Origin of the sequence: Nonomuraea bangladeshensis (genome assembly GCF_039529455.1) — a bacterium.
Classification (GTDB): domain Bacteria; phylum Actinomycetota; class Actinomycetes; order Streptosporangiales; family Streptosporangiaceae; genus Nonomuraea; species Nonomuraea bangladeshensis.
Window position 1 is genome coordinate 20799 of sequence record NZ_BAAAMV010000008.1, and the last position, 22625, is coordinate 43423.

A 22625-nucleotide genomic window follows, 5' to 3' on the forward strand; every position below is an offset into this window, starting at 1 on the left:
CGGGCTCAGGCCAGGAAGTCGATCTCGGTGCCGACGCCCCGCCGCCTCGCCTCGCGCCAGGCGAGCAGGCTGAGGGCGAGGTCCTGCCACGGGAGGCCCACCGGCCCGTACACCGTGATCTGCTCGGGGCCGGTGCGGCCCGGGTGGTCGCCGCGCAGGATCTCGCCGAGGGTGGCGTGGGCGGCGCCGGCCGGCAGGCCGGTCGCGGCGAGCACGCCCATGGCGGCGGCGAGCGGGCGGTCGTCGACCGCGAGCACGCCGGCGGCCCGTACGAGGGCCGGCGAGAGCTCCTGCTTGCCCGGCTCGTCCACGCCCAGCGTGGTCAGGTGCCGTCCGGGGCGGACGTCGGCGAGGTCCAGGAGCGGGGTGCGGGACCAGGTGGCGAGCACCACGATCCCGGCGCGGGCGGCGACCTCGGCGGCCGAATCCACGACCGAGCCCACGGCTGAGCCCGCGACTGAGCCCACCACTGAGCCCGCGGCTGAGCCCGCGACGCGGCCGCCGTGCCGGGCGGCGAAGGCGGCGGCCCGCTCCGGCGACAGGTCGTGGACGACCAGGTCGCTCACCGGGCGCAGCAGGCGCAGGCCGGTCACCACCAGGTCGGCCTGAGCGCCCGCGCCGACGACGCCGACGACATCGCTCTCGCCGGCGAGGGCGTGCGTGCCGAGTGCCGCCGCGAGCCCGGTGCGCCAGGCCGTGATCGTGGCCGAGTCGAGCAGCGCCAGCAGCTCGCCGTCCGCGCCGCCGTGCAGGCAGATGACGCCGCGCAGCGCCGGTGAGGCCGCGGGGAACTTGGCGTTGACCTTCACCGTGTACGCCTCGGCGCCGGGCAGCAGGCCGGGGAGCAACGCGGTGGCGGTGCCGGGGAACGGCAGGTCCGTACGGATCCGCTGCCCCGCGACCGCCGCCCCGCCGGCGTCCCCGACGAAGCCCTCGCGCAGGGCGTCGAGGCAGGCGCCGGGATCGAGCAGGGTGAGCAGGTCGCCGCGGGTGAGGATCGTGGTCATCCGATCATGATGGCAGGCCGCTCAGGTGTCCTCCTTGGCCACCGCGGACAGCGAGATCAGGTCGTCCACGAAGCGGCGCATCAGGCGTTCGAGCTCCAGCAGGTCGCGGTCGCTCCAGTGCTCCAGCACCGGCGTGGCGATCCGCTGGCGGGCGGCGTCGAGCGCGTCGGTGACCTGGCGGCCGGCGTCGGTGATCAGCGCCTCCTTCACCCGCTTGTCCACCGCGCCCGGCCGCCGCTCGGCCAGGCCGAGCTCGGCGAGCTTGGCCACCTGCCTGCTCACGGTGGTGTGGTCGCGGCCCGTCCGCTCGGCGAGCTCGCCGACGCTGATCGGGCCGAACCGCTGGATGCCGATGAGCAGGGGGAACAGGGCCCGGTCGAGCTGGAGGCCGGCCTCGGCGAGAAGCGCCTCGTCGCGCTGCGGCAGGTTCATGAGCACGGTGAGATCGACCATGGACTCGTGCAGGCGCCTGAACGCGGCCTGCCGGCGGTGCTTGGAGGTCATGCTCGTCGTGCTGCCTTACGTAGACGGGCGGGGCGGTGCTGACGCGAGGATACCGCTACGACGAATATGTTCTCCTTACACGGATATTCATGCTGTTCACAGGCTCTATCTTGACCAGGTCTCCGAATTATGTGCAGAATACACGCACTTATCCAAGGAGGCACACACCCATGACCGCACTCGGCGTGATCATCTGCGGCGCCGGTCCGACCGGCCTGACCCTGGCCATCGACCTCGCCCGCAGGAACGTCCCCTTCCGCCTGATCGACGCGGCGACGAGCCCGTTCCCCGGCTCGCGCGGCAAGGGCATTCAGCCCCGTACGCAGGAGGTGTTCGAGGACCTCGGCGTGCTGGACCGCGTCGTCGCCTCCGGCGGCGAGTACCCGTACCAGCGCCTCTACACCGATGCCGGGCCCGTCGACCGGCCCGCCGGGCAGCTGCCCGACCCGACGCCGGCCGAGCCGTACCACCTGGCGCTGCTCGTCCCCCAGTTCCGCACCGAGAGCAGACTGCGCGAGCGGCTGGCCGAGCTCGGCCACGCCCCCGAGTACGGCCACCGCCTCACCGGCTTCGAGCAGGACCCGGACGGCGTCACCGCCACGATCGAGACGCCCGGAGGCCGCGAGACCGTACGGGCGGGCTACCTGGTCGGCGCGGACGGCGGCGCCGGCTCCGTGCGCAAGGCCCTCGGCATCGGCTTCCCCGGCAAGACGCTCGGCGTGCGGGCGCTCGTGGCCGACGTGCGGCTGGACGGGCTCTCGTCCGGCTTCTGGCACCGCTGGAACCAGGGGACGCCGGAGGACGTGTCGCTGTGCCCCCTCTACGGCACGGACCTGTTCCAGCTCCAGGCCCCCGTCCCCTTCGGCGTGGACGTCGACCTGTCGGCCGAAGGGCTCACCGCGCTGGTCCGCGCCCGCACCGCCCGCGACGACCTCACGGTCCGCGCCGTGACGTGGGCGTCGGCCTACGAGATGAACGCCCGCCTCGCCGATGCCTACCTGGACGGGCGGGTGCTGCTGGCCGGGGACGCCGCCCACTGCCATCCGCCGACCGGCGGACAGGGGCTGAACACCAGCGTCCAGGACGCCTACAACCTCGGCTGGAAGCTGGCGGCCGTGCTCGGCGGCGCTCCGGAGTCGGTGCTGGCGTCGTACGAGCTGGAGCGCCGGCCGATCGCCGAGGCGGTGCTGGGCCTGTCGGAGCGGCTGCTGCACGCGGCCATGAACCGCGACACCCGGCGCGGCCGGGAGGTGACCCAGCTCGACCTCGGCTACCCGGACTCGCCGCTGACGGTCGCCGGGCCGGACCGCGACAAGGGCGTGCGGCCGGGCGACCGCGCCCCCGACGCGCCCGTGACGGGGGCGGCCGGGGTCGCGACCCGGCTGTTCAGGCTGTTCCAGGGGCCGCACTGGACCCTGCTCGGCCACGGGAGCGACCCGGACGCCTTCACCGGGCCGCGCCGTGGCCTGCGGGTCCACGTCGTCGGCTGGGACGTGCTCGACACCGGCGGCCACGTCCGCGACGCCTACGGATTGTCGCGGGGCGAGTGGGCGCTGGTCCGCCCGGACGGATACGTGGCGGCGGTGGGCGGCCAGGACGGGCTCGGCGCCCTCGCGGCCTACCTCGACGGCGTCGGCGTCCGGTGAGCTACCAGGCGACCTCGAACGAGGTCAGCCCGTAGACGACGTTGAAGGAGCGGAAGCGCGGCGGGACGCCGCTCTCGCGCAGCCCGGGGAAACGCTCGAACAGCGCGGGGAAGGCGATGCGCATCTCCATCCTGGCGAGCGGCGCGCCGAGGCAGTGGTGGACGCCGTGGCCGAAGGCGACGTGGCCGAGGTCGCCGCGGGCGATGTCGAAGCGGTCGGGGTCGGCGATGAACGCCGGATCGCGGTTGGCCGCGGGCAGCGCGACCATCACCAGCGCGCCGGCCGGGATGCGGACGCCGGACAGCTCGGTCTCGACCTTGGTGAGCTTGCCGGTGCCGGAGTGCACGATGCTGAGCCAGCGCAGCAGCTCCTCCACGGTGGCGCCGATCCGCTCGGGCTCCTTCTTCAGCAGGTCGAGCTGGTCGGGGTGGCGCAGCAGCGCCAGGGTGCCGAGCCCGAGCATGTTGGACGTCGTCTCGTGCCCGGCCAGCAGCAGCAGCCCGGCGACGCCCACCAGCTCGTCGGTGGACAGGTCGTCGCCGTGCTCGCGCACCAGCATGCCGAGCATGTCCTCGCCCGGCTCAGCCTGGGCGCGGGCGACGAGCTCGGCCATGTAGGCACGCTGTTCGAGGCTCGCGGCCTGCCGTTCGGCCACCGGGAGCGAGATGTCGAGCAGCGCGCCGGTGCGCCGCTGGAAGTCGTCGCGGTCGTCGTACGGGACGCCCAGCAGCTCGCAGATCACGAGGGACGGGATCGGCAGGGCGAAGGCGGTGACCAGGTCGACCGGCGGCCCGGTGCGCTCCATCGCGTCCAGGTGATCCCGGACGATCTCGTGGATGCGCGGCTCCAGGCGGCGGATCCTGCGCATGGTGAACTCCGGCGTCAGGATGCGGCGCAGCCGGGTGTGCTCGGGCGGGTCGAAGGCGAGCAGGTTGCCCGCCCGCACCTGCCGCAGCTCCTCCTCGCTGAGCCGTGTCCCTCCCGTGGGACGGAAAGCCGTGCCCACGTCGTTGCTGAAGCGCGTGGAGTCACCCAGCACCTCGCGCACGTCGGCGTAGCGGCTCACCACCCACGCGTCCACGCCGAACGGGGTCGGCACCCGCCGGACGCCTTCCCCGTCGCGCATGGCCGACAGCTCGGGGACGGGGTCGAAGCCGTCACGCCGCATGTGAAGCGGCACCACCGCAGGATCGCTCATGTCATCTCCACGGAGTTCCTGACAACGCTCACATCCCGACGGTAATGCCTGCGCCCGCCCGCCGCGCGGACCCGCGGGTCACCACGTGACGGGAAGTTCGTAGACCCCGTACACCTGGCCGTCGTGCTTGAACGGGATCCGCTCCAGGTCCGTCGCCAGGGCGAGGGTGGGGACGCGCCGGTAGAGGGTGGCGTAGGCGACCTGCAGCTCCATGCGGGCCAGCGGCTGGCCGAGGCACTGGTGCACGCCGAAGCCGAAGGCCACGTGGCGGCGGGCGTCGCGGCGCAGGTCGAGCGTGTCGGGGTCGGGGAAGACCTCGGGGTCGCGGTTGCCGAGGTCGTTGGCCATGATGAGCCCTTCGCCGGCGCGGATGACCTGGCCGGCGATCTCGATGTCGGCCAGCGCGACCCGGTGGCGTCCCCGGTGGGTGATGTTGAGGTAGCGCAGCAGCTCCTCCACCGCGCCCGCGACCAGCGCGGGATCGTCGCTCTCACGCAGCAGGGCGAGCTGGTCGGGGTGCTGCAGCAGGGCGAGGGTGCCGAGGGCGATCATGTTGGCGGTGGTCTCGTGCCCGGCGACGAGCAGGAGCACGCCCATCCTGGCCGCCTCCTGCCTGCTCAGCTCGCCCGCCGTGACCTGGGCGGCCACCTTGGACAGCAGGTCGTCGCAAGGGTGCGCGAGCTTGTCGGCGACGAGCCCGTCCAGGTAGTCGGTGAGCCGGCCGCCGGCGGCGGCGCGCTCCTCGGGCGTCACGTTCCGCTTGACGATGACCTGGCTGTTCTCCTGGAAGAAGCCGTGGTCGGCGTAGGGGACGCCGAGCAGCTCGCAGATCACCAGCGACGGCACCGGCAGCGCGAACGCCTCCACCAGGTCCACCGGCTTCGGCCCGGCGAGCAGGTCGTCGACGAGGTCGTCCACGATGCGCTGCACGGCCGGGCGCATGCCCTCCACCTTGCGGACCGTGAACGAGCCCTGCACCATGCGGCGCAGCCGGTGGTGCTCGGGGTCGTCCATGAGGATGAAGCTCACCGGGCTGTCCGGGCGTCTCAGCGCCTGGCTGGGCAGCGGGTAGCCGGGCCGGGTGATGTCCGAGCTGACCTGCGGGTGGCTGAGCAGCGCCTTCTGCTCGGCGTACGCGGTGACCAGCCAGGCGGTGCTGCCGTCCCACAGCCGCACCCGGGTGAGCGGGGCGTCCTTCTGCAGGGCGCGCAGCGCGGGCGGCGGGTCGAACGGGCACGAGGCCGCCCTGACGCCCGGGAACTCGGGAAGTGTCTCGGTCATGCGGTGTTCCTTCCTGCTGCCGTGACGGGGGCCGTGACAGGGGCCGTGACGGGGGCCGTCCAGATCCCGACCACCGCGTCGATCAGCCCGGTCGCGGCGTCGTGCCAGCTCGGCCGGAGGGTCGGGCGGCCTTCGGCGAGCGCGCGCTCGCGCTCGGCGCACATGTGGACGACGAGCTGGCCCGCCATGTCGGCGCGCTCGGCGTGCACCTCGGGGGGCAGCTCGGGCAGGCAGCGCCGCAGGCCGTCCACCACGCGGCGCAGGGTCGGCGAGTTCAGCGCCTCCTCGGCCATGATCAGGCGGAGCGCGGGGTCGGTCATGACCTGGGCGGCGAAGCGGGCGTACCAGGTGGGCGGGCCGAGGTCGTCCAGGTGCCCGGTGAACGAGCGGACCAGGCAGCCCACCCAGTCGCGTACGTCGTCCGAGCCCTCGACCTCGGCCAGCAGCCGGCGGCGCAGCAGCTCGACCCGCTCGGTGTGGGCGCGCACGATGGCCCGCACGAGGTCGGCCTTGGTGCCGAAGTGGTAGCCGACGGCGGCGTTGTTGCCCTGGCCGGCCACCTGGCTGACCTGCCGGTTGGAGACGGCGTAGACGCCGCGCTCGGCGAACAGCCGCTCGGCGGCGGCGAGGATCTGCGCGCGGGTGGCGTTGACGCGCTCGGCGCGGACGGCGCTCACTGACAGCCGGCTTGACGCATGGTGTGCCCCCTTTGTCGGTTTCACTCAACCTCACAGGCCCACGCAAGTCAAGCGGCTGCTTTACGTCCTGCCGGTCACTCCTCCTTCAGCTCCACCGGCTCCAGCGGGCTGACGGCCGGGCCCTGCAGGACGCGCCCGTCCAGGCCGAAGCGCGAGCCGTGACAGGGGCACTCCCAGGTCCGCTCGGCCTCGTTGAACCCGACCACGCACCCCAGATGCGTGCAGACCGCCGAGACGGCGTGCGCGCGGCCCTGCTCGTCGCGGTAGACCGCGCACCGATGGCCGCCCACCTTGACCACCGCGCCCTGGCCGGGCCGCAGCTCCGCGACGTCGGCGGCGTCACCCGCGGCGAGCCGGTCGGCCACGAAGTGGCGGGCGACCGTGGCCTGCATCTTCGCCATCGGGACCGCCTCCTGCCGCGGGTGCAGCCGGCGCGGGTCGTACAGGCCGCCCCACGGCTCGTCCTCGCCGGTGACCAGGGCGGACAGCAGCAGCCCGGCCAGCACGCCGTTGCTCATGCCCCACCCGCCGAACCCGGTCGCGACGTAGGCGTGCCCAGCACCCGGATGCAAGGGGCCGACGAACGGCAGCCGGTCGGTGGTGTGGTTGTCCTGCGCCGCCCAGCGGTGCGTGATCCGCGCCCGCGGGAAGTGCTCGCCCGTCCAGGCGGCCAGCCGCTCGAAGCGGTCGCCCACCCGCCCGGCCCCGGGCCGGTACGACTCGCCGGTCACGATGAGCAGCCGGCGGCCCCCGGGCAGGGGCGCGGTCCTGACCGAGCGGGTGTTCTCCTCCGAGGTGATGTACATCCCCTCCGGGTCGTCCTCCGGCGGCAGCGTGCCCGCGACGACCAGCTCCCGCGTCACCTCCATCCGGGCGAACAGCAGCGCGCGGTCGAAGATCGGGTAGTGGGTGGCCACCACGACGTCGGCGGCGCTCACCACGGCCCCGCTCTCGGTCGTCACCCGGCACGGCCTGCCCTCGCTCAGGCCGGTGACGCGGGTGCGTTCGAAGAGTCGGCAGCCGCGCGCCGTCATGGCGTCGGCCAGGCCGAGCAGGTACTTGCGCGGGTGGAACTGCGCCTGGCCGTCCACCTTGACGGCCCCGGCCACCGGGAACGGCAGCGCCGTGCCGGTGACGAAGGAGGCCGCGAGCCCCGCCTCGGCGGCCGCCCGCGCCTCGGCGCGCAACTGCTCCACCTGGTCGGCCGAGCGGGCGTAGGTGTAGGCGGGACGGCGTTCCAGCTCGCAGTCCACGCCGAGCTCGGCCGCCGTGCGCGCCACGTGCTCGACGGCCTCCTGCTGGGAGCGGGCGTAGCGGCGGGCCGTCTCGGGGTCGCGGCCGGCCAGCTCGGCGTAGATCAGCGTGTGCTGCGCCGACAGCTTGGCCGAGGTGTAACCGGTGACGCCGGCGGCCAGGCGGTCCGCCTCCAGCACGGCGACGGACCGGCCGGCGCGGGTCAGCTCCCAGGCGGCCGACAGCCCCGCGATGCCGCCGCCGATGACGGCCACGTCCACGGTGACGTCCTCGGCGAGCGGCGGGTGCTCGCGCGCGGGCGCGGAGTCCATCCAGTACGACAGCATGCTCATGCCTCCCCCGCCGCCTGCGAACGCTGCTTCATCTCCGCCTCGTACACGTGCCGGCGGCCGGCCATGAGCCGGTCGCGGACCTCGCGTTCCAGCTCGCGGAAGGCCGCGTAGTAGTCGTCGTCGTACTCCTCGACGATCTGGAACGTCCACCGGCCGGGCAGGACGTCGCGGCCGACCAGCTCGGCGGCCAGCCGGCGGGCCAGGTCGTCGTGGGCGCCCCCTTTCAGCAGGTCCACGGCCTCGGCCACGGTGGCGTGGGCGGAGCCGGTGAGCTGATGGAAGGAGTAGAGGTGGCCGCGGGCGCGCTCGACCGTCTCCAGCGCCTCCGACAGCATGCCGGCGGCCTTGACCGCCTGGTCGTCGGCGCCGTCGGGGCGGCGGTGGTCCTGATCGGGTGTGTATGCCATGGACCCGCGTTACCCTCCGGAGCACGAAGGATGCGCCCGGGACGCGCGCGGGTCGGCGTGCGGACTCTGCTAGTTTTACCTTTCCGGCCGGATTCACTTCCGGCCGAAAGTGTTTTCATGACTATTTCTCCGGTTCTCGTGCGGCCCGTGACCGCCGCCGACCGTCCCGCCGTCGAACGGCTCTGGCTGATGTTCCGCCACGACATGGCCGACTACCAGGGCGGCCTGCCGAGCCCCGACGGCACCTACCACAGCGACCGGCTGCGTCAGGCGTTCGAGGACGACGACTGGGTCGCCTACCTGTTCACCAGCGGCGACCGGCCGGTCGGGTTCTCGTTCGTGCGCGCCCTGTCCGGCCCCGCGCACGTGCTGAACAGCTTCTTCGTGGTCCGCGGCGCGCGCCGGTCCGGCGTCGGGTCGGCGGTCGTCCGCGACGTGATCGACCGGCACCCCGGCCCATGGCGGATCGCCTTCCAGGACGCGAACACGGCGGCCGTCGCGTTCTGGCGGCGCGTCGCCACCGAGATCGCCGGCACGGCGTGGGCCGAGGAACGCCTCCCCGTACCCGGCCGTCCCGACGTCCCCCCGGACGTGTGGATCTCCTTCACCACCGCCTGACGGCGACGCTCAGGTCAGCTCGTTCCTGTGCAGCCGGCGGGCGATGAGGGCCAGGTGGAGGCGCAGGCGTCCGGGCGGCTCCGTCACGTCCCAGCCCAGCAGGCCGGACGCCTGGCCGAGGCGGGCCTGCAGCGTGGAGTGGTGGACGTGCAGGACCCCGGCGGCGGCCCGCAGGCTCGGGGCGGTGACGACGGCGTCCAGCGTGGCGAGCATCCAGGGCGCGGCGACGGCGGCGCGGCGCAGCGCGTCCACGTCGGGGGGCGGCGGCGTCCCCGGGTGGATGGCGGCGGCCAGCGTCGTCAGGGTGCCGAGGTCGCCGGCGTGGACCAGGCGCGGCCCCGGGTCGTGCTCGCCGCCGGCGGCGGTGAAGCGCAGGGCCGTACGGGCGCTCTCCCAGGAGGCGGGCAGGTCCAGGACGGGCACCGTGACGCCGATCCCCGCCCGCCGTCCCGCCGGCACCCCGGGGTCGGCGGGCCCGCCGCCGGGCGGCATCGGCTGGACGCGGGCCGTCTCGCCGTGGACCGCGATCGCGCGGGCCGGCCCGGTCAGGCCGAGCCGGGCGGCGGCGGCCCGGCGCTCGTGCTCGGCGGCGTGCCCGTCGACCAGGACCTCGACCCAGGCGGGATCGTCCGGCGCGGCCCGGCCGCGGGTGCGCTCCAGCACCGTACGGGCCACGCCCGCCGCCCGTTCGAGTATCACGGCGTCGAGGACGGAGGCGGGCCGCTCGCGTTCGAGCAGCAGGCGGCCCCCGCCGCCGGGGGTGAGGTCCTGCGCCGGCCAGCACGCCAGCACCGGCTCCCGGGCGTCGAGCGGCGCCCCGTCGGGGCCGATGCGGATGCGCAGGTGGCGCGCGTCGTCGACCAGGCGGGCCGGGCAGCCGGCCAGGAACGCCGCGCCGCGGACGACCGAGCCGAGACCGGCGGGGTGCCCGGCCAGCTCGTCGAAGTAGGCGATCACCCGGAGGGCGGCCCCCGCCTCGGGGTCCAGCGCGGCGACCCGCCCAGCCAGCTCTCTCATCGTCACATCATGCACTCGGGCGGCGGGAGCGTCGGCCGGGCCCCGGTCAGGAGGCCAGGATGCGCCGCAGCCAATTCGCGCGCGCCTGCTGCGAGCCGATCGAGATGGCCGCGTGCGGCGCGATCCCCTCGAAGGCGTGGCAGCCGCCGGGCCAGACGTGCAGCTCGGCGTCGCCGCCCGCCTGCCAGATGCGGGAGGCGTAGGCGACGTCCTCGTCGCGGAAGGTCTCGGCGGAGCCGGCGTCGATGTAGGCGGGCGGCAGCCCGGACAGGTCGGCGGCGCGGGCGGGGGCGGCGTAGCAGGACACGCCGGGCCCGCCGCGGTCCTCGCCGAGCAGCGCCGTCCAGCCGGTCTCGTTGGCGGCGCGGTCCCAGACGCCGAGCCCGGCCATCTGGACGGCCGACGGCGTGTCGTTGCGGTCGTCCAGCATCGGGCACAGCAGCATCTGCCCGATGAGCGCGGGGCCGCCGCGGTCGCGGGCCAGCAGCGCGGTGGCCGCGGCGAGGCCGCCGCCCGCGCTGCCGCCGGCGACGACGATCCTGCCGGGGTCGGCGCCGAGCTCGGCGGCGTGCCGGGCGGTCCACACCAGGCCGGCGTAGCAGTCCTCGACCGGTGCGGGATGGGGGTGCTCGGGCGCGAGCCGGTACTCCACGGAGACGACGGCCGCCGGGGTGCCGTCCAGCCAGTCCTGCACGTCGGCCACGCCGAGCCGGCGGTTGCCGGAGATCATGCCCCCGCCGTGGATGTGGTAGATCACCGGCACCGGGGTGGCCGCGCCGCTGGGCCGGCAGATCAGCAGCGTGAGGTCCGGCGCGCCGTCCGGGCCGGGCACCTGGCGCTCCTCGACCTCGTACGCCCCGTCGCGCCGCAGGTCCTCCAGGGTCACGTCCATGCCGGGCAGCGGCGCGCGCACCGCGTCCAGGTTGTCCAGGGTGACGCGGGGCATGAAGTCGCGCACGGTCGCGAGCGCCGCCGCCACGTCGGGGTCGAACGGCACGGGCGGGCCGGGCTTCACGCTCATGCGCACTCCTCGGGAGTCGGGATCCCACCATTCTGGCCGCCGCGCGGTGCGCGGTCCGCGCGCGGATGGCGGATGTCGCCCGCCGATCCGGCGGCGCAGGGAGACCTTAAGAAATGCGTAAGCGGGCTCCGCGAGGCTGTGACCAGACAACGACGGAGGGCCGCACACCCGGCCCCCTTCCCCCTGGAGGACCATCATGAGGACCATCGCCGCCGGCTTGTTCATCTCCCTCGACGGTGTCGTGCAGGACCCGGCCGACTGGCACTTCCCGTACTTCGACGAGGCGATGGGCGCCGCCGTGGAGGCGCAGATGGCCGACACGATGCTGTTCGGGCGGGTGACGTACGACGGTTTCGCCGAGGCGTGGCCGGAGCGGGAGGCGGAGGGCGGCGAGGACGCCGGCTTCGCCAAGACGCTCGGCGACGCCCGCAAGATCGTCGTCACGCACCGGCCCCTGGAGTCCACCTGGCGCAACTCCGAGGCCATCCAGGGCGACCTGGTCGAGGCCGTGACCGCGCTGAAGCAGGAGGAGGGCGGCCGCATCGCGATCAGCGGCTCGATCTCGGTGATCCGCCAGCTCCTGGAGGCGGGCCTGCTGGACGAGCTGCACCTGCTGGTGCACCCGATCGCGGTCCGCAAGGGCGAGCGGCTGTTCGACGAGGGCAACCCGATCCCCCTGGAGCTGGTCCGCTCCGAGACCTTCCCGACGGGCGTGCTGAACCTCGTCTACCGTCCCGCCGCGCGCAACGAACCGTAGAGAACGCCCGGTCAACCCCTCTCCCCCTGTCCCGGAGCGAACTCCGGGGCAGGGGGCGCTTCAGAGCAGGTCAGGCGGCTCAGTCGCGCGGGTCCCAGCCGTCGGTGTCGACGTCCAGGTCGAGCTCGTCGGCGATGTCGTCCCACTTGGTGAACTTGAAGTTGGTGATCTCCCGGTCTCCTTCGGCCGGCGTGTTGACGCCGTCGTGGGCGATGAAGACGCCCTCGTCGAAGTCGCCCAGCGGCACGTTGAGGACGGTCGAGCCGTCGCTGACCTCGACGCCGTCGATGCCGTTGCCCGCGCCCACCCTGAACTGGCCGAGGTAGGAGTTGGCGCCCTCCCTGCGGTAGACGGCGAAGGTGTTGTCGCCCTGGCTGGAGGCCAGCAGGTAGCCCTTGCCGTCCTCGCGGTAGTAGATCGTGAGGCCCTCGGCGTCCGCGGTCAGGTGGTGGCCGCCGAAACCCGGGTCGGCGCCGGGGGTGCACTCCTCGGTCGCGGGGTCGTAGGTGCCGGGGACGCCGTACTCCTTGACCTTGTCCACCAGCACCGGCGTGCCGGTGAGGTCGGCCCGCATCCGCCAGATGCCGACGTCCTCCTGCGCGGCGTAGAGGACGTCCCGGTCCTGGTCCACGACCATGCCCTCGACCTGCGCCTGCTCGTCAGGCTCCAGGCACGGGGTCCACGACTGACCGTTGGGGAGGGTGAACGAGGCGGGCAGGTCCAGCGTCCTGACGAGCTGGTAGCCGACCTTGCCGCCGGGCTTGGCCAGCAGCTTGACCAGGCCGATCGAGGTCTTGTGCCGGCGGCTGACCAGCGCGTACGTGCCGGTGGAGTCCTTCCACGCGCCCAGGCCGTACGCCGTCTCGCCGTCGTTGACCTGCCCCTGGCTGGTGTTGAAGACGAACGGCGCGGCCGGGTCGGTCACGTCCGTGAGGCGGCCGTTGGAGATGGAGTAGATGCGCAGGGTGTCCCGGCCGCGGTCGGAGACGATCGCGAGGTCGCGTCCGGCGAAGCCGTAGGTGACGTCGACGTTGTTGAACCGGCCGGGCTCGTCGTCGGGCCCGGGGGCGGCGGGCGCCGCGAAGTGCTGGAGCGGGCGTCCGTCGAGGTCGTAGACGTTGAGCCCGCCCTCCTTGGCCGTGGTGACCACCACGCTCCTGCCGGAGTCGGACGGGTGCACCCAGATCGCCGGGTCGTCGCCGTTGGCGTTGCCGCCCGCTTCGTCGTCGTATAAGGCGGGGGTCTCGACGTCAGGGTGCACCGTCGGGACGGTGGAGCCGGACGCGGGGACCGCCGTGCCCGCCGCGAGGGTGAACATCAGGGCTGCCAGGGTGAGCCTGGGCAGGGGACGCATTGCGCCTCCTCGTTCTGGGGAGTGATGGTGCGAAGGTAACCACTAGGTGCCAGGATTTCAACCGGTCATCCTTATGTCAGGACATAAGGACTTATAGGAGGCCCAGGGCATGCGAGGCCGGCCGCCCGGCCGAGGTCTCCGGCCGGGCGGCCGTTCCGGTGCGCCGGCTAGCTCTTGTTGACGCGCCAGAAGTCGGAGATGTTCTGGCGGTTCTGCAGGTCCCCGAGCAGGCCCTTGGGGTCGGTGTGGAAGAGCTGGCCCTGCCAGTCGGACAGCCCGGCCGGGGTGACCAGCGGCTTGACCGTGCTGTTGCCCGAGATGCCGCCCTCGCCGATCTCGTGCTTGACGCCCTCTTCGGTCATGATGAAGTGCACGTACAGCTTCGCCGCGTTGGGGTGCTTGCTCTTGCTGGCGATCGCCACGTACTTCGGGTAGCTGAAGCCGGTGAAGGGCGCCATGCCCTCGCACGTGGACTGGTGGTAGCCCTTGTCCTCGTTGTTGCGGAACTTCGAGATCGACATGAAGCCGATCTTCTTGTCGGTCGCGTTCGGCGCGCCGACCGCGCCGGAGATGTCCTCGTCGGAGCCGGTCAGCACCGGCCGGTTGCCGGCCAGCCGCTTGACCCACTCGTAGGCGGCGCTCTTCTCCTCCGTCTTCAGCGGCTTGCCGTACTTGGCCTGGAACGCCTGCTCCAGCGCCTGGTTGCCGTGCGCGTCCAGCTGGGTGAAGAACGACAGCACGGTCGGCTTGCCCAGCGGGTCCTGCATCACCAGCTTGCCGGCCCATTCCGGCTCGGTCAGGTCCCAGATGTTCTTGACCGGGCAGCCGCCGGGCGACAGCTTGGTGTTGTAGGCGAAGACGGTGGCCTTGGACAGGGCGAGCAGCGGGTTCTGGTTCTCGGCGGGGATCTGGTCCTTCAGGTCCGAGGGGATCCAGGTCTGCGTCACGCCCTGCGGCGCGAGCTGGCCGACCAGCACGCCGCCGTCCTCGTACATGGCCGCGTCGATGGTGACGTTGTCGGCGGCGTGCTCCCTGAGCATCTTCTCGGCGGTCTGCGGGGTGTCGGACTTCACGCCCTCCATGGCGATGCCGTACTTGGCGGTGAAGGCCTTCGCCACCTCCTCGATGTCGCCGCTGGAGTCGTAGACCAGCAGGCTGCCTTCCTTCTTCGCGGCGGCGACCAGCGCCTCCAGGTCGAAGTTCGCGTCGAGCGAGGGGCCGGGCAGCGCCTTGGCGGTCGCCGTCGACGGGGCGTTGCCGGCCGTGGAAGGCGCGCACGCCGCAGCGGCCGCCGCCAGCACCGCCACGGAGATGATCTTCGCGGTACGCCTCATGATGGCGTCACTCCTCTTACCTAGCAAGGGTGAAGCGTCGCACCAGCCCCGACGACGCCATGGTGAGCTCACGATGAACGTCGCGTGAACAGTTTGTCAAGACATTCTTACGTCATATTGCCACTCTCTTATAGGCAGAAATTAGGCCCTGTCCTCACATAGTCAGGACATACAGACATCACTTACGTTCGGCCTCGTGACTCCGAAACTGGACATCGACCTCGACAGGACGAGTCCCATCCCCCTCTACTTCCAGGTGGCCGAGCGCATCGCCCACGCCATCCGGACCGGCGAGCTGGCTCCCGGCTCCTGGCTGCTCAACGAGGTCGAGCTGGCAGGACAGCTGGGGCTCTCGCGCCCGACCGTGGGCAGGGCCATCCAGTACCTGGTGGACAGGGGCCTGGTCGTCCGCAAACGCGGCGTGGGCACCCAGGTCGCGCACAGCCAGGTCAAGCGGGCGGTCGAGCTCACCAGCCTGTACGACGACCTGCGCAGGTCAGGGCAGGAGCCGAGCACCAGGGTGCTGTCCATCGGGACCGTCGCGGCCGAGGACGACGTGGCGGTCGCGCTGGGGATCGCGCCGGGCGCCGACGTGGTCCGGCTGGAGCGGGTCAGGTACGCCCGCGGCGAGCCGCTGGCCCTGTTACGCAACTGGCTGCCGCTCAGGCCCCAGTCCCCGCCGGCCCGCGTGTCGGCCGAGGCTCTTGAGGAACACGGGCTCTACGAGCTGCTGCGCTCAGGCGGCGTGCGGCTGCGGGTGGCCAACCAGCGGATCAGCGCCCGCGCCGCCAGCCAGGAGGAGGCCACGCTGCTCGGCGAGCGGCCGTCCTGCCCCCTGCTCACCCTGGTCCGCACCGCCTACGACGACCAGGGCGGAGGCGTGGAGCACGGCTCGCACCTCTACCGCGCCTCCCACTACTCACTGGAGGTCACCCTCGTGGAGCGATGAGCAACTTTCTCCTTATGTCAGGACAAACTGTTGACTGTTCATCTCCCGTTCATCTACAACTGGAGACCCCTGGATGAGGAGCGATCATGCGTGTGGGTCTACTGGGCCTCGGGCGGATCGGCATGTTCCATGCCGCGACCCTGTCCGCTCTCGTCGACGAGCTCGTCGTCACCGACGTGGACGCGAGCAGAGCCGAGGAGGCGGCGCGACGGCTGGGAGCCCGGGTCGGCGACCCCTTCGACGCCGACGCGGTGGTGATCACGACCCCGACGTCCGCCCACGCCGAGGCGCTGCTGCGGGCCTGCGAGCTGAAGGTGCCGGCGTTCTGCGAGAAGCCCGCCGCCCCGACCGTGGCCGAGACCCTGCGGGTCGCCGCGGCGGCCGAGCGCAGCGGCACCCCCGTGCACATCGGCTTCCAGCGCCGCTTCGACGCCGGCTACACGGCCGCGCGCACCGCGCTGCGCGCCGGGGAGCTCGGCGAGCTGCACCGGGTCCACCTGCTGACCGGCGACCCCGCGCCCCCTCCCGCCGCGTACGTCGCCCAGTCGGGCGGCATCTTCCGCGACTGCCACATCCACGACTTCGACATCCTGCGCTGGGTCACCGGCCACGAGGCCGACAGCGTGTACGCGATCGGCGCCAACCGCGGCGCCGAGTTCTTCGCCGAGTCCGACGACGTCGACAACAGCGCCGCGCTCATCACCATGGACGACGGCACCCTGGTCACGCTGCAGGGCTCGCGCTACAACGGCGCGGGTTACGACGTGCGCATGGAGCTCGCGGGCACCCGCGGCACCTGGACGGCCGGGCTGGGCGACCGGACCCCGCTGCGTTCCGCCGAAGGTCTCGATCCCGCCGGGCCGCCGTGGCCGGACTTCCAGAGCAGGTTCGAGGCCGCGTACGTCGAGGAGATGAAGGCGTTCCTCGCGATGGCGCGGGGCGAGATCGAGAGCCCCTGCACCGTCCGGGACGCCCTGGCCGCGCTCCACCTCGCCGAGGCGGCCGACCTGTCGCGCCGCGAGGGCCGCAGCGTGCGCGTCACGGAGGTGACCAAGTGAGGATCGCCGCCGCCCCCATCTCCTGGGGGGTCTGCGAGGTCCCCGGCTGGGGCCACCAGCTCCCCGCCGGACGCGTGCTCGCCGAGATGGCCGAGCTCGGTCTGACCGCCACCGAGCTGGGCCCCGAGGGCTTCCTGCCCGCCGACCAGGACCTGCTCGGCCGCCACGGGCTGCGGCCGGTGGGCGGATTCGTCCCCGTGGTCCTGCACGACCCCGGCCACGACCCGCTGCCGGGACTGCGGGCCACGTGGTCCGGGTTCGAGGCGGGCACGGTCGTGGTGCTGGCCGCCGCCACCGGCCAGGACGGCTACGACACCCGCCCCGAGCTGGACGAGACCGGCTGGCGCACCCTTCTCGGCAACCTGGATCGGATCGCCGCGGAGGCGGCGCGGGCGGGCCGCGTCGTCACCCTCCACCCGCACGTCGGCACCATGGTCGAGAGCCGCCGGGAGGTGGACCGGGTGCTCGAAGGCAGCTCCGTCGCGCTCTGCCTGGACACCGGCCACCTGCTCATCGGCGGCACCGACCCGCTGGACGTCGTCGGCCGCGCCCCCGGCCGCATCGCCCACGTCCACCTCAAGGACGTGGACGCGGCACTCGCGGCGCGCGTGCGCTCCGGCGAGCTGTCCTACACCCAGGCCGTGCGCGCCGGGATCTACCGCCGGCTCGGGCTGGGCGACGTGGACGTCAAGGGCATCGTCGCGGGCCTGACGGCCGCCGGTTACACCGGCTGGTACGTCATGGAGCAGGACGTGATCCTCGACGCCGAGCCCCCGGCGGGGGCGGGCCCGGCCGACGACGTCCGCGCGAGCGTGGCGTTCCTGCGGGGCCTCGCGTGAGGCCGCCGGAGGTGCTGACGATGGGCCGGGTCGGCGTGGACGTCTACCCGCTGCAGGTCGGCGTGCCGCTGCGGCAGGTGGAGACGTTCGGCAAGTACCTGGGCGGCAGCGCGACGAACGTGGCCGTGGCCGCCGCCCGCCTGGGCCGGCGCAGCGCGGTGATCACCAGGACCGGGGACGACCCGTTCGGCGCGTTCGTCCACGACGCGCTGCGCGCGTACGGCGTGGACGACAGCCTCGTCACCGCGGTGCCGGGGCGGCCGACCCCGGTGACGTTCTGCGAGATCAGGCCCCCCGAGGACTTCCCGCTCTACTTCTACCGCGACCGGGCCCCCGACCTGGAGATCTCGCCCGGCGAGCTGGACCTGACCGCCGTCACGCGGGCCGGGCTGTTCTGGGCCACCGTGACCGGGCTGTCGACCGAGCCGTCGCTCAGCGCGCATCTGGCCGCGTGGCGGGCCCGGGGGCGCCGGCCGTACACGGTGCTCGACCTGGACTACCGGCCCATGTTCTGGCCCGACGCGGCGCTCGCCCGCGAGCGGGTGCGCGCCGCGCTCCGGCACGTCACCGTCGCGGTCGGCAACCTCGACGAGGCCGAGGTCGCCACCGGAACCCGCGACCCGGTCGCGGCCGGCGCGGCCCTGCTCGCGGCCGGCGTCGAGCTGGCGATCGTCAAGCAGGGCTCGGCCGGCGTGCTGGGCATGACCGCGACGGAGACGGTACGGGTCCCGCCCGTCCCCGTCGAGGTCGTCAACGGCCTCGGCGCGGGCGACGCCTTCGGCGGCGCGCTCTGCCACGGCCTGCTCGCCGGCTGGCCGCTGGAGCGCACGCTGCGCTTCGCCAACGCGGCGGGCGCCATCGTCGCGGGACGCCTGGCCTGCGCGCCCGCGATGCCCACGGTGGACGAGATCGAGGCCGCCCTGTCCACCCACTCGGAAGGAGGTCTCACCCATGCGTGAGCAGGACTACCGCAGACTGCTCGACGAGCGGGCCTGGCAGCCGGAACTGGTCGCCGAGGCGGCCGCCGCGCGCAGGCGCAGGCCGCTCAGGAACGGCAGGGAACACCTGCTCATCATCGCCGCCGACCACCCCGCGCGCGGCTCGCTCGGGGTCGCCGGTCACCCCATGGCCATGCGCAACCGCGTGGACCTGCTGGACCGGTTGATGACCGCCCTGGCCAGGCCGGGCGTGGACGGCCTGCTGGCCACCCCCGACATCGTCGAGGACCTGCTGCTGCTCGGCGCGCTCGACGACAAGCTCGTCATCGGGTCGATGAACCGCGGCGGCGTGCAGGGAGCGGTGTTCGAGTTCGACGACAGGTTCACGGCTTACGACGCCGACTCGATCGCGGCGATGGGGCTCGACGGCGGCAAGATGTTGTGCAGGATCGCCCCCGAGGACGCCGCCACCGCCGCCACCCTGGCCCACTGCGGCGAGGCCGTGACCCAACTGGCCGGCCACGGCCTGATGGCGATGGTCGAGCCGTTCTGGTCCAGCCGTCACGAGGGCGTGGTCAGGCACGACCTGTCGCCCGAGGCGGTGATCCGCAGCGTCAGCGTCGGCCAGGCGCTCGGCGCGACCTCCGCGCGCACCTGGCTCAAGCTCCCGGTCGTGGCGGACATGGAGCGCGTCATGGAGGCGACGACCCTGCCCGTGCTGCTGCTGGGCGGCGACTCCGGCCAGGACTCCGACGAGATGTTCGGCTCGTGGAGCAGGGCGCTGCGCCTGCCCGGCGTGCGCGGCCTGGTCGTCGGCAGGACGCTGCTCTACCCGCCGGGCGGCGACGTCGAGGGCGCGGTCGACACCGCGCTGAGCCTGCTGGAGGCGACCGGCCCCCGGCCGGTGCCCGCGGGAGGTGCGTCATGAGGCTGACCACGGCGCAGGCGCTGGTGCGCTTCCTCGCCAACCAGTGGTCGGAGCGCGACGGCGTCGAACACCGGCTCATCGCCGGCGTCCTCGGCATCTTCGGCCACGGCAACGTGGCGGGGATCGGCCAGGCCCTGGCGGAGGAGGGCGCGGGCACGGGCGATCCGCTGCCTTATTACCTGGCGCGCAACGAGCAGGCCATGGTGCACACCGCCGTCGGCTACGCGCGCACCCGGCGCCGGTTGTCGACGTTCGCCTGCACGGCCTCCATCGGCCCCGGCGCCACCAACCTGGTCACCGGCGCGGCCCTGGCCACGATCAACCGCCTTCCCGTGCTGCTGCTGCCCGGCGACATCTTCGCCACGCGGGCCGCGGGACCGGTCTTGCAGGAGCTGGAGGACCCGCGCTCCTACGACGTGTCGGTCAACGACTCGCTGCGCCCGCTGTCACGCTTCTTCGACCGGATCAACCGGCCCGAACAGCTGCCCTCCGCCCTGCTGGCGGCGATGCGGGTGCTGACCGACCCGGCCGAGACGGGCGCCGTCACGCTGGCGCTCCCCCAGGACGTGCAGGCCGAGGCGCACGACTGGCCGGAGGAGCTGTTCGCCAGGCGGGTGTGGCACGTGCCGCGCCCGGTGCCCGAGCCCGCCGCGCTGGCCAGGGCCGTCGAGCTGCTGCGGGAGTCGCGGCGGCCGCTGATCGTCGCCGGGGGCGGGGTCAGGTACAGCGAGGCGTGGACGGAGCTGGCCAGGTTCGCCGAGAACCACGGCGTCCCGGTCGGCGAGACGCAGGCGGGCAAGGGCGCGCTGCCGTACGACCACCCCTGCGCGGTCGGCGCGATCGGCCACACGGGCACGCGGGCCGCCGACACCCTGGCCCGCGAGGCGGACCTGGTCATCGGCGTCGGCACCCGCTACACCGACTTCACCACCGCCTCGCGCACGCTGTTCGGGCAGGCCAGGTTCCTCAACGTGAACGTCGCCGCCTTCGACGCGGCCAAGAACTCCGGCCTGATGCTCGTCGCCGACGCCCGCGCGGCCCTGCGCGCGCTCGACGAGGTGGACTGGCGGGCCGACGCGGACTGGACCCGCCGGGCCACGACCCTGGCCACCGCCTGGCAGGCCGAGGTCGGCCGCGCCTACGCGGGGACGCAGCTCACGCAGCCCGTCGCGCTCGGCATCGTCAACGAGATCGCCGCGGGCGGCGTGGTGGTCAACGCCGCCGGCTCGATGCCCGGCGACCTGCACCGCCTCTGGCGCGCGAGCGACCCCGAGCAGTACCACGTGGAGTACGGCTACTCGTGCATGGGCTACGAGATCGCCGGCGGGCTCGGGGTGAAGCTCGGCGCGCCGGAGCGCGAGGTGATCGTGCTGGTCGGCGACGGCTCCTACCTGATGATGGCCCAGGAGATCGCCACGGCCGTGCAGGAAGGCGTCAAGCTCGTCATCGTCCTGGTGGACAACCAGGGCTTCGCCTCGATCGGCAGGCTCAGCGAGTCCGTGGGCGCGCGCAGGCTCGGCACCGCCTACCGGGCGCGCGGCGCGGGCGGCGAGCTCGACGGCGCGCCCCTGCCCCTGGACCTGGCCGTCAACGCCGCCAGCCTGGGCGCCGACGTGCTGCGCGCCGACACTCCCGAGTCCCTGCGGGCGGCCCTGGTCAAGGCCAAGGAGTCCACCAGGACCACCGTCGTCCACGTGGAGCCCGTCCCCGGCGACGGCCCTGACGCCGAGGCATGGTGGGACGTGCCGGTCGCCGAGGTGTCCGCGCTGCCCGAGGCCCGGGCCGCGCGCGAACGCTACGACGAGGCCAAACGCGACCAACGGTCCTACCTCTGATGGGCTGGACGCTGGCCTTCGCCCTGGTGGCCGTCCTGTTCGTGCTGATCAGCGGGGCCAACGACGCGGCCACGCTGATCGGGCTCGGGCTGCGGTTCCCGCACATGCCCGGCTGGGTGGCCGTCACGCTGCTCGTGACGATCCTGTTCGCGGTGCCGTACGTGCTGGGCGTGGCGGTGGCGCGGACCTTCACCGAGGGGCTGGCGGGCCTAGGCACCAGCATCGGCGCGGCGGTGTTCCTGGTCGGCGTGGTGGTCGCGATCGTGGTGGTGGCGGTGCTGACCGGCAGAGGACTGCCGACCAGCCTCACGCTGGCCGTGATCGGCGGCATCTCCGGCGCGGGCCTCGGCGCCGGCGTGCCGGTGTCGTGGGGCAGCCTGGCCGGCGTGCTCGCGATCGGGCTCTGCGCTCCCGTGGTCGGCCTGGTCCTCGGCTACCTGCTGGGGACCGCCTCCCGCCGGGTGCCGTCCTACCGGCGGATGCCCAGGCTCGTGCTGGCCGCCCACCTGGTGGCGTACGCGGCCCAGTGCACCGCGTACGCCGTCAACGACGGCCAGAAGATGATCGCGGTCGTGAGCGTGGCGCTCGACGTGGGCCGCAACGGACTCGGCGGGGTCGGGCCCGTCGCCGTCTCCCCCGCGTGGATGGCCGTCCTCGTGGCGCTGTTCCTGGCCGGGTCCCTGACCAGTCTCGACCGGGTGGGCGAGCGGATCGGCCGCGGCCTGGTCATCGCCCGGCCGCTGCACGTGCTGTCGGCCGAGACGGCGGCCACCGGCGCCGTGCTCGGCAGCTCGGCCCTGGGGAGCCCGGTGAGCATGACCCAGTCGGTGACGGCCGGCGTCGTCGGCGTGGCCGCCAGTGAGGGAAGCAGGAGGGTGCGATGGCAGGGCGTGGTGAACATGGGCACGGCGTGGCTGGTCACCCTCCCGTCGTCCCTGGTGCTGGGCTGCCTGGCCGGACTCGGGCTGAGGCTGCTGTGAGCGGCGCGAAGGGCCGCGCCGGCCGGCTCGGCAGGGTCCTGGACGACCTGCGGGGCCGTACGGGACGGCGGGTGATCGACCTGCTCCGCCGCCAGGTCGCCAGCGCGCGGGAAGGCGCCGAACTGGCGTGCACGGCCGCGTCGGGCACGGTCGAGAGCACGCGGGCCCGCGCCCGCATGTCCGTGGTCGAGCACGAGGGCGACGAGGCGCGGGCCGAGCTCGTCCGGGCGCTGTCGCGGACGCTGGCCACCCCCCTCGACAGGGAGGATCTGTTCCGGCTCTCCCGCTCCATCGACGACGTGCTCGACCAGCTCCGGGACTTCGTCCGCGAGGCCGACCTGTTCGGGCTGCCCGACCTGAGCTTCGCCGTCGAGCCGTTGCGGGCCGTGATCGACGGGCTGGACGAGCTGGAACAGGCCCTCGTGAAGATCCTCGGCGATCCGGGCTCCGTCATGGCCGCCCTGCTGGCCACCAGGAAGTCCCAGAGCCGGGTGCGCCAGCTCTACCAGGCGAGGCTCACCGCGCTGTTCGCGGGGCGTCTGGAGATGGACACCCTGCGCGAACGCGAGCTGCTGTCCCGCCTGGACGCGGTGGGCCGGCGGCTCGGAGAGTCGGCCGACGCCCTCGCCGACGCGATGCTCAAGAGAAGTCACTGAGCTCAAGAGAAGTC

22 protein-coding genes are annotated in these 22625 nt (G+C 73.4%); 11 read left to right on the forward strand and 11 right to left on the reverse strand.

Going from position 1 to position 22625, the window contains the following annotated elements:
- Positions 1-5: 5 nt before the first annotated feature.
- The gene (locus ABD292_RS26205; protein WP_344211710.1) at positions 6-1007 is read right to left on the reverse strand and encodes an ornithine cyclodeaminase family protein; all 1002 of its coding nucleotides are present in this window, start codon (positions 1005-1007) and stop codon (positions 6-8) included.
- A 21-nt stretch (positions 1008-1028) separates the two neighbouring features.
- On the reverse strand, positions 1029-1511 hold the full coding sequence (locus ABD292_RS26210; RefSeq protein ID WP_344211712.1) for a MarR family winged helix-turn-helix transcriptional regulator: 483 nt from the start codon (positions 1509-1511) through the stop codon (positions 1029-1031).
- A 170-nt stretch (positions 1512-1681) separates the two neighbouring features.
- Between ABD292_RS26210 and ABD292_RS26215 the strand changes: the two genes are divergently transcribed.
- Complete coding sequence (locus ABD292_RS26215) at positions 1682-3157, forward strand: FAD-dependent oxidoreductase (protein ID WP_344211714.1); 1476 nt, start codon at positions 1682-1684, stop codon at positions 3155-3157.
- A 1-nt stretch (position 3158) separates the two neighbouring features.
- On the opposite strand, the gene ABD292_RS26220 is transcribed toward ABD292_RS26215, so the two are convergent.
- The 5 genes from ABD292_RS26220 to ABD292_RS26240 form a co-directional block, all read right to left on the reverse strand.
- Positions 3159-4355 carry a cytochrome P450 gene (locus tag ABD292_RS26220; protein ID WP_344211716.1) on the reverse strand — a complete coding sequence of 399 codons (1197 nt, stop codon included), beginning with the start codon at positions 4353-4355 and terminating at the stop codon, positions 3159-3161.
- Between the two features lie 78 nt (positions 4356-4433).
- On the reverse strand, positions 4434-5636 hold the full coding sequence (locus ABD292_RS26225; RefSeq protein ID WP_344211718.1) for a cytochrome P450: 1203 nt from the start codon (positions 5634-5636) through the stop codon (positions 4434-4436).
- Positions 5633-6313: a TetR/AcrR family transcriptional regulator gene (locus ABD292_RS26230; protein ID WP_344211720.1), complete on the reverse strand. Its 681-nt coding sequence runs from the start codon at positions 6311-6313 to the stop codon at positions 5633-5635. The genes ABD292_RS26225 and ABD292_RS26230 overlap by 4 nt, the downstream gene beginning before the upstream one ends.
- Positions 6314-6408: 95 nt before the next feature.
- On the reverse strand, positions 6409-7920 hold the full coding sequence (locus tag ABD292_RS26235) for an FAD-dependent oxidoreductase (protein WP_344211722.1): 1512 nt from the start codon (positions 7918-7920) through the stop codon (positions 6409-6411).
- The gene (locus ABD292_RS26240; protein ID WP_344211724.1) at positions 7917-8327 is read right to left on the reverse strand and encodes a hypothetical protein; all 411 of its coding nucleotides are present in this window, start codon (positions 8325-8327) and stop codon (positions 7917-7919) included. Before ABD292_RS26240 ends, ABD292_RS26235 begins: the two co-directional genes overlap by 4 nt.
- A gap of 117 nt (positions 8328-8444) precedes the next feature.
- Here ABD292_RS26240 and ABD292_RS26245 point away from each other — a divergent pair, with 117 nt between their 5' ends.
- Entirely contained in the window at positions 8445-8945 is a 501-nt protein-coding gene (locus ABD292_RS26245) for a GNAT family N-acetyltransferase (protein ID WP_344211726.1), read from the forward strand.
- Positions 8946-8954: 9 nt separating this feature from the next.
- On the opposite strand, the gene ABD292_RS26250 is transcribed toward ABD292_RS26245, so the two are convergent.
- Both ABD292_RS26250 and ABD292_RS26255 read right to left on the reverse strand, forming a co-directional pair.
- Entirely contained in the window at positions 8955-9962 is a 1008-nt protein-coding gene (locus ABD292_RS26250) for a helix-turn-helix domain-containing protein (RefSeq protein WP_344211728.1), read from the reverse strand.
- Between the two features lie 46 nt (positions 9963-10008).
- A complete protein-coding gene (locus ABD292_RS26255; RefSeq protein WP_344211730.1) occupies positions 10009-10983 on the reverse strand; it encodes an alpha/beta hydrolase in 975 nt (324 codons plus the stop codon).
- Between the two features lie 196 nt (positions 10984-11179).
- Here ABD292_RS26255 and ABD292_RS26260 point away from each other — a divergent pair, with 196 nt between their 5' ends.
- A complete protein-coding gene (locus tag ABD292_RS26260) occupies positions 11180-11740 on the forward strand; it encodes a dihydrofolate reductase family protein (RefSeq protein WP_344211732.1) in 561 nt (186 codons plus the stop codon).
- A 79-nt stretch (positions 11741-11819) separates the two neighbouring features.
- Here ABD292_RS26260 and ABD292_RS26265 read toward each other — a convergent pair whose 3' ends face one another.
- Together ABD292_RS26265 and ABD292_RS26270 are read right to left on the reverse strand one after the other, a co-directional pair.
- Complete coding sequence (locus ABD292_RS26265; RefSeq protein WP_344211734.1) at positions 11820-13094, reverse strand: phytase; 1275 nt, start codon at positions 13092-13094, stop codon at positions 11820-11822.
- Between the two features lie 167 nt (positions 13095-13261).
- Positions 13262-14428: an ABC transporter substrate-binding protein gene (locus tag ABD292_RS26270; protein WP_344211736.1), complete on the reverse strand. Its 1167-nt coding sequence runs from the start codon at positions 14426-14428 to the stop codon at positions 13262-13264.
- Between the two features lie 196 nt (positions 14429-14624).
- Between ABD292_RS26270 and ABD292_RS26275 the strand changes: the two genes are divergently transcribed.
- From ABD292_RS26275 to ABD292_RS26310, 8 genes are all read left to right on the forward strand, one after another.
- On the forward strand, positions 14625-15377 hold the full coding sequence (locus ABD292_RS26275; RefSeq protein ID WP_344211738.1) for a GntR family transcriptional regulator: 753 nt from the start codon (positions 14625-14627) through the stop codon (positions 15375-15377).
- 86 nt (positions 15378-15463) lie between these two features.
- On the forward strand, positions 15464-16435 hold the full coding sequence (locus ABD292_RS26280; RefSeq protein ID WP_344211740.1) for a Gfo/Idh/MocA family protein: 972 nt from the start codon (positions 15464-15466) through the stop codon (positions 16433-16435).
- Positions 16432-17274 carry a TIM barrel protein gene (locus ABD292_RS26285; RefSeq protein ID WP_344211742.1) on the forward strand — a complete coding sequence of 281 codons (843 nt, stop codon included), beginning with the start codon at positions 16432-16434 and terminating at the stop codon, positions 17272-17274. The genes ABD292_RS26280 and ABD292_RS26285 overlap by 4 nt, the downstream gene beginning before the upstream one ends.
- Positions 17275-17294: 20 nt before the next feature.
- Positions 17295-18233: a 5-dehydro-2-deoxygluconokinase gene (gene iolC, locus ABD292_RS26290; protein WP_344212797.1), complete on the forward strand. Its 939-nt coding sequence runs from the start codon at positions 17295-17297 to the stop codon at positions 18231-18233.
- Positions 18226-19140, forward strand: a complete 915-nt coding sequence (locus ABD292_RS26295) for a Cgl0159 family (beta/alpha)8-fold protein (RefSeq protein WP_344211744.1) — start codon at positions 18226-18228, stop codon at positions 19138-19140. Before iolC ends, ABD292_RS26295 begins: the two co-directional genes overlap by 8 nt.
- Positions 19137-20975, forward strand: coding sequence for a 3D-(3,5/4)-trihydroxycyclohexane-1,2-dione acylhydrolase (decyclizing) (gene iolD / locus ABD292_RS26300; RefSeq protein WP_344211746.1), 1839 nt, complete (start codon positions 19137-19139; stop codon positions 20973-20975). The genes ABD292_RS26295 and iolD overlap by 4 nt, the downstream gene beginning before the upstream one ends.
- A complete protein-coding gene (locus tag ABD292_RS26305; protein ID WP_344211748.1) occupies positions 20975-21955 on the forward strand; it encodes an inorganic phosphate transporter in 981 nt (326 codons plus the stop codon). The genes iolD and ABD292_RS26305 overlap by 1 nt, the downstream gene beginning before the upstream one ends.
- Positions 21952-22611: a DUF47 domain-containing protein gene (locus tag ABD292_RS26310; protein ID WP_344211750.1), complete on the forward strand. Its 660-nt coding sequence runs from the start codon at positions 21952-21954 to the stop codon at positions 22609-22611. Before ABD292_RS26305 ends, ABD292_RS26310 begins: the two co-directional genes overlap by 4 nt.
- Positions 22612-22625: the final 14 nt, after the last annotated feature.